The organism is Vibrio ziniensis (assembly GCF_011064285.1).
In the GTDB taxonomy this organism is placed as follows: domain Bacteria; phylum Pseudomonadota; class Gammaproteobacteria; order Enterobacterales; family Vibrionaceae; genus Vibrio; species Vibrio ziniensis.
Genome location: NZ_CP049331.1, coordinates 416,307 through 431,888 on the forward strand (window position 1 = coordinate 416,307; position 15,582 = coordinate 431,888).

The 15,582-nt window shown below is 43.1% G+C and carries 7 protein-coding genes, 2 tRNA genes, 2 rRNA genes and 1 pseudogene; all 12 read left to right on the forward strand.

The annotated features are described in order from the left end of the window. Positions 1-413 precede the first annotated feature (413 nt). A complete protein-coding gene (locus tag G5S32_RS01970) occupies positions 414-614 on the forward strand; it encodes a hypothetical protein (protein WP_165310238.1) in 201 nt (66 codons plus the stop codon). Positions 615-812: 198 nt separating this feature from the next. After that, positions 813-1,409: pseudogene (locus G5S32_RS01975) on the forward strand (tyrosine-type recombinase/integrase). A 315-nt stretch (positions 1,410-1,724) separates the two neighbouring features. Next, positions 1,725-2,204 carry a YehS family protein gene (locus G5S32_RS01980; protein ID WP_020329986.1) on the forward strand — a complete coding sequence of 160 codons (480 nt, stop codon included), beginning with the start codon at positions 1,725-1,727 and terminating at the stop codon, positions 2,202-2,204. 612 nt (positions 2,205-2,816) lie between these two features. Then, positions 2,817-4,646: a DUF3604 domain-containing protein gene (locus G5S32_RS01985; protein WP_165310239.1), complete on the forward strand. Its 1,830-nt coding sequence runs from the start codon at positions 2,817-2,819 to the stop codon at positions 4,644-4,646. 6 nt (positions 4,647-4,652) lie between these two features. Then, positions 4,653-5,522 (forward strand): peptidyl-prolyl cis-trans isomerase, encoded by an 870-nt coding sequence (locus G5S32_RS01990; RefSeq protein WP_165310240.1) that lies wholly within the window; start codon positions 4,653-4,655, stop codon positions 5,520-5,522. Beyond that, positions 5,519-6,514 (forward strand): HupE/UreJ family protein, encoded by a 996-nt coding sequence (locus G5S32_RS01995; RefSeq protein WP_207621593.1) that lies wholly within the window; start codon positions 5,519-5,521, stop codon positions 6,512-6,514. The genes G5S32_RS01990 and G5S32_RS01995 overlap by 4 nt, the downstream gene beginning before the upstream one ends. Before the next feature lie 1,016 nt (positions 6,515-7,530). Next, the gene (locus G5S32_RS02000; RefSeq protein ID WP_165310241.1) at positions 7,531-8,496 is read left to right on the forward strand and encodes an isopenicillin N synthase family dioxygenase; all 966 of its coding nucleotides are present in this window, start codon (positions 7,531-7,533) and stop codon (positions 8,494-8,496) included. A 248-nt stretch (positions 8,497-8,744) separates the two neighbouring features. Further along, a complete protein-coding gene (locus tag G5S32_RS02005) occupies positions 8,745-10,013 on the forward strand; it encodes an HD-GYP domain-containing protein (protein ID WP_165310242.1) in 1,269 nt (422 codons plus the stop codon). Positions 10,014-10,514: 501 nt separating this feature from the next. Next, positions 10,515-12,057, forward strand: a 16S ribosomal RNA gene (locus G5S32_RS02010). 68 nt (positions 12,058-12,125) lie between these two features. Then, positions 12,126-12,202, forward strand: a tRNA-Ile gene (locus tag G5S32_RS02015). 35 nt (positions 12,203-12,237) lie between these two features. Further along, positions 12,238-12,313 (forward strand) — tRNA-Ala (locus tag G5S32_RS02020). Positions 12,314-12,653: 340 nt separating this feature from the next. Continuing rightward, positions 12,654-15,544: ribosomal RNA gene (locus tag G5S32_RS02025) — 23S ribosomal RNA — on the forward strand. The 16S and 23S rRNA genes sit together here with 2 tRNA genes alongside, the layout of an rRNA operon. The last annotated feature ends 38 nt before the right edge of the window (positions 15,545-15,582 follow it).

Genomic DNA, 15,582 nt, shown 5'->3' on the forward strand with positions numbered 1-15,582 from the left:
TAACCAAAGGACAAAAAAATAATTGTTCGTTATAAAATACTCTCTTCATCATGGCGATATTTCTTGGTCTGCTACCATACATCAGTTAAACAGTGATGTTCTAAAACGCCATATTCTTCCTAAATTGCATGCCAGTCAGTTTGACCTCAATTTTTCATTTTGTGAACTTGAAAACTCTGGTCAAATTAAAGACTCATACGGAAATGTTTTGGGGAATTTTCATATCAAAACTAAAGAAGGAGCCTGAACTTTGAAAAAGCCATCGACGAAGACTGAGTCCAAAACGGACAAAAGTAAGAGTTCTATTACAGATGAAAGTTCTAATAGTATTCATAAGATTAGAAAAAAAATAGAAAACATTTTGTTAGAACGAGAAGAAAAAAAACTTTGGGATCTATAAGGTAAGTAGTGATATGAGAAAACCAGTAAAAAAATCAAGTAAAAAAACTCAGAAAAATAACTTCGAAGAACGATTTGCTGTTATGGTCAAAGAATATCAAGAAGCAAAAGAAATTCTGGAAACTATGACATTAGGTTCATCAGAGTATATAACTCAGAAAAAAGTATGCGATAAACTATTTGCAAGTGCTGAACGATATATTAATAGAAATTAACCATTCTAAAAATTTCTTCTACTCGATATAAATTCGTAATAGCTGGCTTAATCCGTGCTTATCTAATTTAGAAAATCCCTGATGCACGAATATCCCTGAGTGTCCAAATACACCCTGTCCAGTTGTGAACGAAACTGTAATCGTTGTAGTCTTTAGCCAAACTTTATGTTGACCAATAGCACCTAAGAGGAGGTCAACATGAGAAAGCTATCTTCAGGAAAATGTAGCGGCATAAAAAGGCCATTTAAGCTTGAAGAAATCTGGCGAATCAGAACCAGACTTGAGCTTGAGAATGACTTGATGCAGCTAGCTCTGCTAAATTTAGCCATTGATAGCAAGTTAAGAGCGAGTGATCTACTAAAACTTCACGTATATGATGTTTCTTCGCAAGGCGTGATTTACGAAAGGGTTCAATGCATTCAGCAAAAAACGGGAACTGCTGTACACTCTGAAATAACGCCTAGAACACAACAAAGTATAAGTCGATGGATTCACGCTGCATCCCTAGAAGCAAGCTGATTTTTGTTTCCAAGTTGTCGACGCAAAGGGCGACCTATCAGTTACTCATTTTATCGTTCGATTATCAGGCGTTGGGCTGTAAAACTTGGGTTGAATGCAGACTATTATGGGACTCATTCAATGCGTCGTACCAAAGCTACTTTGATCTATGCCAGAACAAAAAACATCAGGGCGGTACAGCTTTTACTTGGGCATTCAAAGCTGGATAATACGATTCGTTACCTTGGTGTTGAACTGGAAGATGCTTTGAGGCTTTCAGAGCAAACGGACTGCTAGAGCCATTCATACAGGCTTTTCTCTACAGTTGAAAAGCCTGTGCCCCGTTCCTTGCCAGCAACCTTTTACCTCACAAATCACATTGAGGTGGTTTGACCTACTTCTTCTAATCAGCATAGTGCCTATGAAAGTGGGGTCTTACCAACTTAGCCAACTAGTTCGAATAGGCCGTCTTATTTCTATTTTTTAACCTACCGAAGAAACGTGTTCTCTGTTAGAGTCACCGTCAACTACGCTATTGAATAAAGACACTCACAGATCGCATGTCATTGATGGATTTTTATTCACCCTTAGAACTCATTTTAGGAATCCCTAGTGACTAACAACGAAATTTTACGTCGTATCCAACACGCGTTAAACCTTAAAAACGCGCAGATAATGAAAGCTTTCGGGCAGGCCGAAGTCACTGTGGCTCACGATAAAGTGGCAAACTGGTTAAAAGATGAAAGCGACAAATCTTGCGTTAAGATGAAGGATCAAGAGTTAGCGGTATTCTTAAATGGCTTTATTAACCTCAAGCGAGGAAAAAAAGACGGCGAGCAACCTAAGCCAGAAGTCACGTTGACCAACAACATGATTCTCATGAAGCTGCGCATTGCGCTAGACATGAAAGCAGAAGATGTGTTGGACGTATTAGAAGTGGTTGGTACTAGTTTAAGTAAATACGAAATTGGTGCGTATTTCCGCAAGCCAAACAACAAAAACTACAAACAGTGTGAAGACCAACTGCTGTGCGACTTCTTAAATGGTGTGCAGTTTACCAATCGTCCCGATTCTGAAGAGTTTACTGGGTAATTTTTATCTCGAATCAAACGTGATAATTGATTAAAAAAGCGAGAACCCTTTTATTTGGCTACTCGCTTTTATCATGCTAAAGACCGATATTAGAGCTTCACAATCACGTCTACTCTTTGTCTTTCTTCAGTAGATACCTATCAAACCACGCTGAAATCTCGTCGGCTTTTAGAATCAAGACACACACCGCCCCCTATGACCCTACCAAGATAAACCCAAGTTAAAACCTTAAGCCAGTTAAGGGCCACTATTCTGGTCAAGATGTTCCAGACATCTTTTAGAGATTAACTAAAACTGACCACGTATATAGAGTTTCCCATGCTTTTGGTCATGCGTGCAGAGTCACGACTGACGCCATTGGTAACACGAATTTGCCCCATTTCAAGTTAGCCGATGAAAATAAGAACACGCGAGTAATCAATATTTACCCTACCTAAACTCATCTGAAGCATTTCTTATAAAGAAGACTAATTGCTTAACTGGATGTTGTTTAATATTGAGACTTCTACGATTTACACCTTGATTTTATAGAGTTTATCATCCACTTTTACATATGAAATTTTTTGCATTTAATCTGATTCTATAATTTGAAAATTAGCTAAGGATCGCATTATGAAAACATGGAAGTGGTCACGTCTGGCCATAGCGACTACCTGCTATCTAGCCTCATTTATCGTTGTACCTTATAACTTTGCAAATGAAGCAGAGAAAGACGTCCCTAAGAATCCGTTGAAAGAAGCCTATTTTGGTGAGCAACATGTTCATACGGGCGTATCTATGGACGCTTTCATTGCAGGTAACAGGTTGACACCAGATGACGCATACCGATTTGCTCAAGGTGAAGAGATCATGGTGAACGGCAGTATGCACAAAATCAAAAGACCGTTAGATTTTGTTGCAGTGACTGATCACTCCGAGTTTATGGGCGAAGCATACAGTTTGATGAATGAAGGTGCTCCGGGTTATGATCATGAACTGGCTGTGGCTTTTCGCGAAGCTCCTGACCTTCATACCGCTTTACAACTATACGTTAAAAATGTTCTTACGCCGTTAGCGGGTGGCGGGACACCTCATCCCGCGTTCTATCAGGGTGTGGAAGCAACAAAGTCCACTTGGAAAAAGAACTTTGAAGCTACAGAAAAACATTATAAACCGGGAACGTTTACAACTATACATGCCTATGAGTGGACCTCTGCACCTGGTGGTTCGAATCAGCATCGAAATGTATTTTTCCGAGATACTAATGTGCCTGAGCTGCCATTTTCATCGAATGAGAGTAAAGACCCAGAAAAACTTTGGGCTTGGATGCAAACGCAGCGCGATGACGGTAAAAAGGTATTTGCTATTCCACATAATTCAAATGAGTCAAAAGGATTACTGTTCGCTGAGGCGAGCTTGACCGGTGTTCCTATCAACGAAGAGTACGCAAAAATACGAGCCAGCATGGAGCCATTGATCGAAATGATGCAGGTTAAGGGTAACTCAGAAGTTGTGCCTAATTTCTGGTCTAACGATGAGTTTGCAGATTTTGAAAATGCATTAACGATTCAAAAGTTCAATGGCCGTGGGTTTGTTAAGGAGAATTACGTTCGCTATGGTTTAGGGCGCGGTATTAAATACAAATCTGAACTTGGAATTAACCCATTTAAATATGGCTTTGTAGGTGGAACCGATAGCCATAACGGTACACCTAGTAATGTCGAAGAGGACAATTACAAAGTCGGTAGCCATGGTTATGCTGACCAATCGGCTGAAGTTCGATCTAAGTCAGTATTAGAAGGCGAAATGTCCATTGCCGATGCTAACCCAGGTGCTTTGACAGCAGTTTGGGCGGAGTCTAATACACGAGGAGCGATATGGGATTCTATGTTTTCTAAAGAAACCTATGCCACAAGTGGTCCGCGTATGAAAGTCCGTTTTTTTGCAGGTCAGGGTTTTGCGACAAAATATGACACTTATGAGGCTATGGTTTCTGATGGTTATAAAAAGGGCGTACCAATGGGACGCGATTACAAAAGTTCAAAAGCTCCCCAATTCCTAGTTTGGGCGATGAAAGATCCTATTGGTCCAAATCTAGATCGCATTCAGATTATTAAAGGCTGGTTGGAAAATGGTGAAATGCGAGATACCGTGTACAACGTTGTCGCTTCCGGCAAACGTTTAAAATCGGATGGGACGGTCACACCTATTGATGCACCTATCAACCTTAAAACAGGTGAGTTTAATACCATCAAAGGTGATCCTGAATTAATGACAGTATGGACTGACCCTAGCTGGGATCCTAAACAAGAAGCTTTCTACTATGTACGTGTGCTGCAATTACCAACAGCACGTTGGAATCTTTATGACGAAATTCGCTCGGGTGTTAAATATCCTGATAGCGTCAAGAAACAGATTGTTGAACGTGCATGGGCATCACCCATTTGGTATGAGGTAAAGTAAGTTCTCATGGTTAAGAAGATTATTAGTGAGCCTCTAGTCCACTTCGTTGTTCTGGGGGCACTGCTTTTTTCTGCTTGGTCATGGGTCAGCCCGACCAGCACAGAAGAGGGAGAAAGCGATGTCATAGTTATCGATCAGCGCCGTCTCGATCATTTAGAGACGCTGTGGAAAGCACAATGGAAGAGGGAGCCTGCGCCTGAAGATGTGGCTGCAATCATTGATCGCCATTTGCGTCAGGAAGTCTTTTATCGAGAAGCCATCAATATGGGGCTTGATCAGGATGACGATATTGTTCGGACACGTTTAGCTCAGAAAATGGAAGCGGTGGCGAGTGACTTAGGTATGTTGATGAAGCCGCCAACTGAGACAGATTTACGAGACTTTTACTTACAGCGTAAAGGTTTGTTCACTTTGCCTGATGCATTTGCGTTTGAGCAAGTGCTTTATCTACCAGCAGAATCTAAAGATGCTGAATTAAAGGTGATGTTAGAAAATTTGAACTCGGGTGATGGTATACCAGAAAATCGAATCAATAAGCTATCTATCCCCAACTCTTGGGCGCTTACGTCAGTCAACTCACTTACAAATTCTTTTGGTGGATCATTTTCCGACTCGTTAGCGCAGTTACCTGTTGGTCAATGGGTTGGCCCTATCCCGTCTGGGCTTGGCTTACATCTGGTTAAAGTAACAGAAAATCAGAAATCACAACTCGCATCTTACGAAAGCATTAAAGGTTATGTTGAGCAGCAATATCAATATTATGCAGTTTTGGATGCTCAAAAGTCTATGTTTCAAGAGCTTTTGAACAAATATCAAGTCCAGATCAGTGCTAATAACGTACCCGAAGCAGTCATTCAGGAGTACGTTAAACCATGATTGTACGATTCATCGCCAACCTAATGGTTTGTTTTGTTTTTTGCATTTCGGTCGCTAATGCTCATGAAATAAGACCTGCTTATTTACAAATTGATGAATATGCGTCTAACCAGTATGAATTGCTTTGGAAAATCCCAACTAATAACGGCCTGGTCCAGAACATTAGACCTGTCTTTGCTGATAACTTTACGTTAACGCCACTGCCTGGTGAAAATGTAATTAATGGCTTTGTCCTCTTTCGTTATCATCTTACGGGCAAAAGGAGTCTTGGTGGCTCTTCGCTGATGATTGATAATTTGGATCGCACAACAATGGATGCCTTAGTCAATGTCTCATTGTTGGATGGTTCTAGGTATAGTTTATTGCTTAAGCCTCGTGATAATTCAGTGGTGATACCTGAAGTTCAAACTGGCTGGCAGTTAGTCTATTCTTATACGCGTCTTGGTGTTGAGCATATTCTTGAAGGATGGGATCACTTAGCATTTGTTGCGGCATTAATGTTGATAGTCAGTGGCTGGTCAATGCTCTTTAAAACCATCACTGCTTTCACACTGGCACATTCAATTACATTAGCCATGGCAACGCTGGAGTATGTATCACTTCCTCCACCTCCTGTTGAAGCTCTAATTGCTCTAAGTATCGTACTTATTGCGTCAGAAGCTATTCATCTTCGTAAGGGGAGAAAAACGCTAGCCAGCCGATGGCCTTGGATTCTAGCGTTTACATTTGGCTTGTTACATGGTTTTGGTTTTGCTGGCGCACTCAAAGAAATAGGACTTCCTCAAAGTGATGTACCAATAGCATTGTTATTCTTTAACGTGGGCGTTGAGTTGGGGCAACTAATGTTTATCAGCGCGATATTGGCTCTGGTTACTCTATACCGAAAAGTTGCCAAGTTACCTGAAAGAGCACCTATTTTAACTGCTTACTGTATCGGTATATTAGCCACATTTTGGTTAATCGAACGTTTAGACACCATGTTTATTAGCTAGTGATGGTGCATAAAGCAAACCTTGAAATTTAACTAATATGCTCTGAGTTGTGTTGCTGGCTTTTACTTAAAGGCGCGGTATAACATATCTGTGATTAAGCCTAGGAGCATTGTAAGCAATGGGTTATGCCTTTCAATTTGTGTGCAGTAAAAAGAGTAAGCGACAGCGAATTTATGTTCCTTGTATATGGGGGAACCCTAAAATCATCACTAAAAAACTTAGTTGGTGCTTGAATCGCAACTCTAGAAAGTGTTGCTATTTTTAGATCTGACCACTACATAATATCGACTCTAACGATATTAGACACTTTTGATGAACTAATTAGATTATCGATGCAGAAGTAGCATGACTTGCGCTTAAATTACACTTGCGATGCGAAACGTTATCGTTATCCGTGATTTTCTAATTTAAGTAGAAACTCTAAGTAACTTTTGTCCAGAAACGTGTTACAAAGGGTGGTCTAGTGTGTGCACCATTTTAAATCTGTGCTCGACGCGTGCTAAAAAGATCCAATGAAATCCTATTTTATGGCCCTTGATATCCAAGATAATCCTCTTAAATGCAATTAATTACAAGGACTTAAGGTGAATTCAAAATCCGTTGCCTTCGGGCGTGGCGGTTCAAGTCCGCCTACCGTACCATAATTCATATGATAAAGCCTCGACGTAAGTCGGGGCTTTGTTGTATCTGGCATTCACGTTTTTTGCGGCAAGATTTTGAGCTGTTCAAAGTGAACATCAACTGACCTATTTGATCCTTACCATTTCATAACTGGGCGCAATTTTGCGTAACTTTTCTAAATTGCTCAGGTTAATGTCTTAGAGTTTTTCTTAACAAGCTTCTTTGGTGCATTCGTTTGCATTAAATTGGTGCGTTAACCTCTTTTTTTTCAGAGCTAGTATCACGCTAGGCACAAGATACAGACTTGCCTAGTTGGTCAGTTTTTTGCTTATTTGCCTGCAAAATAATAATTGCTCACGGAAGCTAGTTAGTAAGTGAGTCTACAAGGAGAAAGTATGACGCTACCTATTATTGATATTTCATTACTGCATTCTGAAAATAGAGCAGATTGGCAACCTGTTATTAAACAAATTGACAGTGCTTGTCGAGAGCTTGGTTTTTTCTACGTTATCGGTCATGGCATACCTCAGCAGCAGTTTGACGAAATTCAGTCGATGGCTAATTTGTTGTTTGGTTTGCCAGAGGACGATAAACAGCAAATCTCGATTGAAAAGAGTGATAATCATCGAGGTTGGGGGCGATTAAGTGCTGAAAAACTTGACCCGTTAGGTGAGCTTGATTGCAAAGAGTCATTTGATATGGCTTTAGATCTTTCACCATATCATTCGCAAGTAGAACGTTGTCCTAAGCTATACGGACCAAATCAATATCCAAATATTGAAGGCTTTGCGCAGGCGGTCAGTCAACATTATTCACTTACGTTAGATGTAGGTTTGAAAATTCTAAAAGCGATGGCAATTGCGTTAGGTGAAGATGAGAACTTTTTTTCTAAAAGCTTCAACTTGCCCATTTCTGTTTTGCGTATGCTTAGCTACCCAAGTCAAAGTGAAGAAACGAATGGTGCTGGTGCTCATACTGATTACGGCTGCATTACTTTACTTTATCAAGACCAAAGTGGTGGATTGCAAGTTCTGAACAAGCAAGACCAATGGATGGATGCCCCACCAGTAAAAGGCGCATTTGTGGTGAATATTGGTGATCTTATGCAACGTTGGACGAACGATATTTATCGATCGACAAAACACCGAGTCTCTAGTCCAACAACAGGCAAATCTCGTTTTTCGATGCCTTTCTTTGTTGAACCTGATTTTGATACGCAGGTGGAAACATTAGCTTCGTGTCTAGAGGAAAAACAAGGTAAAGGAGGTTATCCGCCAATTACGGCAGGAGATTGGATTCTTTCTCGATTTGAAGATACATACTCCTATCGACGTGACGAAGAGATAGAAGCTACTATTTAGACAAGTGATTCTTATTATAGAAGGTGAGTGTAGATGATAAGAATTTCACTCACCTAACTTTTCTTATTTTTATGTAGAAACTCTCATTTGCATCATTACTTAGTCTAATGTAATTCTTTGAATATATACGTATATGTTCAATTTTTGTTATCCTATTGTCTGCTTTCAAATTGATTGGCGTGGGTGCTAATGTCACCTTCATCTTCTAAAATGATAACTAAAGATAGGAACAGAGGTTTTAGTAAATTGTGGCGAGTATAAAAATCACTGTCGATAGATTACAACCTGGTCTACATATACGCTTGCCAGTTAAGTGGAACGAGCACCCATTCTTACTTAATAGTTTCAAAATTAAAGACCAAGAACAAATTCGCCTAATAAAGCATTTAGGCATTCAACACGTATTTCTGAATCCAAACCAAAGCGACACTCAACCTCTACCTCCTGTAAACAATCTCACTCTGTCGGAAGACGCACAAGAAAACGAAGTGGAAAGTGATATCAATAGTGAAGCTGATAAGCTCTGGCAGGAAAAACAAAACAGAATAGAGAAACTTAATGCTTATCGTCGTCGGGTGATCAGCTGTGAAAAGGAATTTGAACGTTCTCTTGCTCGCATGAGAGCTGTAATGAATAAAATCCGCAATCGCCCAATGGACGCTGTTGATGAAGCTGCTCAGTTGGTTGATGACATTGTCGATAAACTGCTAAGTGATGATAACGTTACTTTGCATTTAATGAATGGTAAAAGTGAATTTGAAGACATCTACTTTCATTCATTAAATGTATCCGTTATTGCCATGATGATTGGAAGATCGAAAGGGTACCCAGCAGAAGTTATAAAAGAGATCGCTTTTGCTTCTTTATTCCATGATATTGGGAAAATCCGAATTCCAACGGCAATTGTGCGTAAGCAGACTCCATTAACTGAGCCTGAAAAAAATTACCTAAAAATGCACACTAAATACGGATTAGAAATTTCACAGAACATCAAAGAGTTTCCGGATAGTGCAAGAAGAGTTATTGAACAGCATCATGAGTTGCTTGATGGCTCAGGATATCCTCAAGGCTTAAAAGGTGAAGAGATTGACGAGTTAGCACAAGTTATCACAGTAGCTAATGCATTTGATAATTTGTGTCATCCGAATGTTCCAAGTGAACAAAAGATTCCATATGTGGCTCTTTCTTATTTATATAAGAACTGTAAGCATATCTATAACAATGAGAACTTGAACATCTTAGTTAAGTTCATGGGAGTCTTTCCTCCTGGGACGGTTGTCCAGCTTTCTAATGATATGGTTGGATTAGTTATATCGGTTAATGCAAACAGTCTTTTATATCCCAATGTACTTATTTATGATCCATCAGTACCCAGAACTCAGGCACCAATCATCGATTTAGCCGATAAAGATATAAAAATCGTTAATGCAATTTTGCCTCATAAGCTACCCGATAAAGTGAAAGAGTATTTAAATCCACGCTCAAGGATTTCCTATTTCTTTGATAGTGATGAATAGTTATCCACAGGATTTTGTGAATAAGTTGTTCCTTTCTTGAGGGGGAGAAGTGCATAAAAAAACGTTCGTTGTTTATTTAGGCAAACGAACGTTTTTTTTAAATAAATTTATTTTTTCCACTTGCTAACTTTATTCATCTCCCTATAATGCCGCCTCACTGACACGGCAGACGTCGCAAGGCTTCAGCTGGTGTTGGAAGAGGATAAGACTTCTAAAAAGAAAATTTGAAAAAGTGTTTGACACTGACAATTATCTCGCTAGAATGCACCTCCGCTTCGAGAAGAAACCTTCTTAGAAGCAAAGCTCTTTAACAATTTAAACCTATCAATCTGTGTGGGCACTCGTTGATGAAAATCAAATTAGAAACTTCGGTTTCAAATTAGGTTTCAATGAACTGAGTGACCAATTGAATCGTAAGATTCAGCACAGTCAATTCAACATTACTTAGCTTTTTATTAAGCAAAAGAATGTAATCAGTATTCATTGAGCCGAAAAAATCTTAAATTGAAGAGTTTGATCATGGCTCAGATTGAACGCTGGCGGCAGGCCTAACACATGCAAGTCGAGCGGCAGCACAGAGGAACTTGTTCCTTGGGTGGCGAGCGGCGGACGGGTGAGTAATGCCTAGGAAATTGCCCTGATGTGGGGGATAACTATTGGAAACGATAGCTAATACCGCATGATGCCTACGGGCCAAAGAGGGGGACCTTCGGGCCTCTCGCGTCAGGATATGCCTAGGTGGGATTAGCTAGTTGGTGAGGTAAGGGCTCACCAAGGCGACGATCCCTAGCTGGTCTGAGAGGATGATCAGCCACACTGGAACTGAGACACGGTCCAGACTCCTACGGGAGGCAGCAGTGGGGAATATTGCACAATGGGCGCAAGCCTGATGCAGCCATGCCGCGTGTGTGAAGAAGGCCTTCGGGTTGTAAAGCACTTTCAGTAGGGAGGAAGGCAGTGTCGTTAATAGCGGCATTGTTTGACGTTACTTACAGAAGAAGCACCGGCTAACTCCGTGCCAGCAGCCGCGGTAATACGGAGGGTGCGAGCGTTAATCGGAATTACTGGGCGTAAAGCGCATGCAGGTGGTTTGTTAAGTCAGATGTGAAAGCCCGGGGCTCAACCTCGGAATAGCATTTGAAACTGTCAAGCTAGAGTACTGTAGAGGGGGGTAGAATTTCAGGTGTAGCGGTGAAATGCGTAGAGATCTGAAGGAATACCGGTGGCGAAGGCGGCCCCCTGGACAGATACTGACACTCAGATGCGAAAGCGTGGGGAGCAAACAGGATTAGATACCCTGGTAGTCCACGCCGTAAACGATGTCTACTTGGAGGTTGTGGCCTTGAGCCGTGGCTTTCGGAGCTAACGCGTTAAGTAGACCGCCTGGGGAGTACGGTCGCAAGATTAAAACTCAAATGAATTGACGGGGGCCCGCACAAGCGGTGGAGCATGTGGTTTAATTCGATGCAACGCGAAGAACCTTACCTACTCTTGACATCCAGAGAAGTCGACGGAGACGTTGATGTGCCTTCGGGAACTCTGAGACAGGTGCTGCATGGCTGTCGTCAGCTCGTGTTGTGAAATGTTGGGTTAAGTCCCGCAACGAGCGCAACCCTTATCCTTGTTTGCCAGCGAGTAATGTCGGGAACTCCAGGGAGACTGCCGGTGATAAACCGGAGGAAGGTGGGGACGACGTCAAGTCATCATGGCCCTTACGAGTAGGGCTACACACGTGCTACAATGGCGCATACAGAGGGCAGCGAACTTGCGAGAGTAAGCGAATCCCAAAAAGTGCGTCGTAGTCCGGATTGGAGTCTGCAACTCGACTCCATGAAGTCGGAATCGCTAGTAATCGTGAATCAGAATGTCACGGTGAATACGTTCCCGGGCCTTGTACACACCGCCCGTCACACCATGGGAGTGGGCTGCAAAAGAAGCAGGTAGTTTAACCTTCGGGAGGACGCTTGCCACTTTGTGGTTCATGACTGGGGTGAAGTCGTAACAAGGTAGCGCTAGGGGAACCTGGCGCTGGATCACCTCCTTACGTAAAGATTCTCTTGATGAGTGTCCACACAGATTGATTAGGTTTAAGTAAGTTTAAGAGACGATACTGGGTCTGTAGCTCAGGTGGTTAGAGCGTTCGCCTGATAAGCGAGAGGTCGGTGGTTCGAGTCCACTCAGACCCACCAATATTCCTTGTGAAATTGAAGTATCGACACCTGATGGGGTTATAGCTCAGCTGGGAGAGCGCCTGCCTTGCACGCAGGAGGTCTGCGGTTCGATCCCGCATAGCTCCACCATCTTTAAGTGCATTCGATGAGTGCTTTTAAAAATGGTTTTCAATAGAAAACTTGCTCTTTAACAATTTGGAAAGCTGACAAATAACAATTTTTGATTGAATTGTTATTTATTAAAAGTTCTCAAATCCTAATTTCTCTTAATAAAGAGTGATTAGGTACCAATACACATTCAAGTGTTCTTGGGAATAACGAAAGTTATTCATATTTGAGTCCGGCAAAATCGAAATGTCTCTCGCTCATTCAAATAATGAGAGACAACTAAACCTTGGTTGTTTGCCATACGCCTTTTTGTCTTCACTTTTGAAAAGTGAAAGCAAATAGAAACCTCTTGGGGTTGTATGGTTAAGTGACTAAGCGTACACGGTGGATGCCTTGGCAGTCAGAGGCGATGAAGGACGTATTAACTTGCGATAAGCGTAGATTAGGCAGTAAAAGCCACTTGAGTCTACGATTTCCGAATGGGGAAACCCACATGCATAAGCATGTATCATTAACTGAATACATAGGTTAATGAGGCGAACCGGGAGAACTGAAACATCTAAGTACCCCGAGGAAAAGAAATCAATTGAGATTCCGAAAGTAGCGGCGAGCGAAATTGGATTAGCCCTTAAGCTTTTAATGACACAGGTGAAGGCTCTGGAAAGTGCCGCGATACAGGGTGATAGCCCCGTAACCGACATGTCATTTTAAGTGAAAACGAGTAAGGCGGGACACGTGATATCCTGTTTGAATATGGGGGGACCATCCTCCAAGGCTAAATACTCCTGACTGACCGATAGTGAACCAGTACCGTGAGGGAAAGGCGAAAAGAACCCCTGTGAGGGGAGTGAAATAGAACCTGAAACCGTGTACGTACAAGCAGTAGGAGCCTCTTCGTGGGGTGACTGCGTACCTTTTGTATAATGGGTCAGCGACTTATATTCAGTGGCAAGGTTAACCGTATAGGGGAGCCGTAGGGAAACCGAGTCTTAACTGGGCGCTTTAGTCTCTGGATATAGACCCGAAACCGAGTGATCTAGCCATGGGCAGGTTGAAGGTTGAGTAACATCAACTGGAGGACCGAACCGACTAATGTTGAAAAATTAGCGGATGACTTGTGGCTAGGGGTGAAAGGCCAATCAAACTCGGAGATAGCTGGTTCTCCCCGAAAGCTATTTAGGTAGCGCCTCGGACGAATACTACTGGGGGTAGAGCACTGTTAAGGCTAGGGGGTCATCCCGACTTACCAACCCTTTGCAAACTCCGAATACCAGTAAGTACTATCCGGGAGACACACGGCGGGTGCTAACGTCCGTCGTGGAGAGGGAAACAACCCAGACCGCCAGCTAAGGTCCCAAATTACTACTAAGTGGGAAACGATGTGGGAAGGCTCAGACAGCTAGGATGTTGGCTTAGAAGCAGCCATCATTTAAAGAAAGCGTAATAGCTCACTAGTCGAGTCGGCCTGCGCGGAAGATGTAACGGGGCTAAGTAGTAAACCGAAGCTGCGGCAATATCCTTTAGGATATTGGGTAGGGGAGCGTTCTGTAAGCCGTTGAAGGTGTGTTGTAAAGCATGCTGGAGGTATCAGAAGTGCGAATGCTGACATGAGTAACGATAAAGGGGGTGAAAAACCTCCTCGCCGGAAGACCAAGGGTTCCTGTCCAACGTTAATCGGGGCAGGGTGAGTCGACCCCTAAGGCGAGGCCGAAAGGCGTAGTCGATGGGAAACGGGTTAATATTCCCGTACTTCTTACAATTGCGATGGGGGGACGGAGAAGGCTAGGTGGGCCTGGCGACGGTTGTCCAGGTTCAAGTGCGTAGGCTTGAGGGTTAGGTAAATCCGGCTCTCTTTAAGGCTGAGACACGATGTCGAGCTACTACGGTAGTGAAGTCATTGATGCCATGCTTCCAGGAAAAGCCTCTAAGCTTCAGATTGTAAGGAATCGTACCCCAAACCGACACAGGTGGTCGGGTAGAGAATACCAAGGCGCTTGAGAGAACTCGGGTGAAGGAACTAGGCAAAATGGTACCGTAACTTCGGGAGAAGGTACGCTCTTGACGGTGAAGTCCCTCGCGGATGGAGCTGATGAGAGTCGCAGATACCAGGTGGCTGCAACTGTTTATTAAAAACACAGCACTGTGCAAAATCGTAAGATGACGTATACGGTGTGACGCCTGCCCGGTGCCGGAAGGTTAATTGATGGGGTTAGCGGTAACGCGAAGCTCTTGATCGAAGCCCCGGTAAACGGCGGCCGTAACTATAACGGTCCTAAGGTAGCGAAATTCCTTGTCGGGTAAGTTCCGACCTGCACGAATGGCGTAATGATGGCCACGCTGTCTCCACCCGAGACTCAGTGAAATTGAAATCGCTGTGAAGATGCAGTGTACCCGCGGCTAGACGGAAAGACCCCGTGAACCTTTACTACAGCTTGGCACTGAACATTGAACCTACATGTGTAGGATAGGTGGGAGGCTTTGAAGCGCAGACGCTAGTTTGTGTGGAGCCGTCCTTGAAATACCACCCTTGTATGTTTGATGTTCTAACTCAGACCCGTTATCCGGGTCGAGGACAGTGCCTGGTGGGTAGTTTGACTGGGGCGGTCTCCTCCCAAAGAGTAACGGAGGAGCACGAAGGTGGGCTAAACACGGTTGGACATCGTGTGGTTAGTGCAATGGCATAAGCCCGCTTGACTGCGAGAATGACAATTCGAGCAGGTGCGAAAGCAGGTCATAGTGATCCGGTGGTTCTGAATGGAAGGGCCATCGCTCAACGGATAAAAGGTACTCCGGGGATAACAGGCTGATACCGCCCAAGAGTTCATATCGACGGCGGTGTTTGGCACCTCGATGTCGGCTCATCACATCCTGGGGCTGAAGTCGGTCCCAAGGGTATGGCTGTTCGCCATTTAAAGTGGTACGCGAGCTGGGTTTAGAACGTCGTGAGACAGTTCGGTCCCTATCTGCCGTGGGCGTTGGAGAATTGAAGGGGGCTGCTCCTAGTACGAGAGGACCGGAGTGGACGAACCTCTGGTGTTCGGGTTGTTACGCCAGTAGCATTGCCCGGTAGCTAAGTTCGGAATTGATAACCGCTGAAAGCATCTAAGCGGGAAGCAAGCCCTGAGATGAGTTCTCCCTGGCACTTTAAGTGTCCTAAAGGGTTGTTCGAGACTAGAACGTTGATAGGCAGGGTGTGTAAGTGCTGTGAGGCATTGAGCTAACCTGTACTAATTGCCCGTGAGGCTTAACCATACAACACCCAAGGGGTTTTGATTGGACTCAAAGCAAGA

What these genes read in the sequence shown, in the direction of transcription:
- G5S32_RS01995 (WP_207621593.1), top strand. Translation starts at nt 5,519, where the DNA reads ATGATTGTACGATTCATCGCCAACCTAATGGTTTGTTTTGTTTTTTGC.
- G5S32_RS02000 (WP_165310241.1), top strand. Translation starts at nt 7,531, where the DNA reads ATGACGCTACCTATTATTGATATTTCATTACTGCATTCTGAAAATAGA.
- G5S32_RS01970 (WP_165310238.1), top strand. Translation starts at nt 414, where the DNA reads ATGAGAAAACCAGTAAAAAAATCAAGTAAAAAAACTCAGAAAAATAAC.
- G5S32_RS01985 (WP_165310239.1), top strand. Translation starts at nt 2,817, where the DNA reads ATGAAAACATGGAAGTGGTCACGTCTGGCCATAGCGACTACCTGCTAT.
- G5S32_RS01990 (WP_165310240.1), top strand. Translation starts at nt 4,653, where the DNA reads ATGGTTAAGAAGATTATTAGTGAGCCTCTAGTCCACTTCGTTGTTCTG.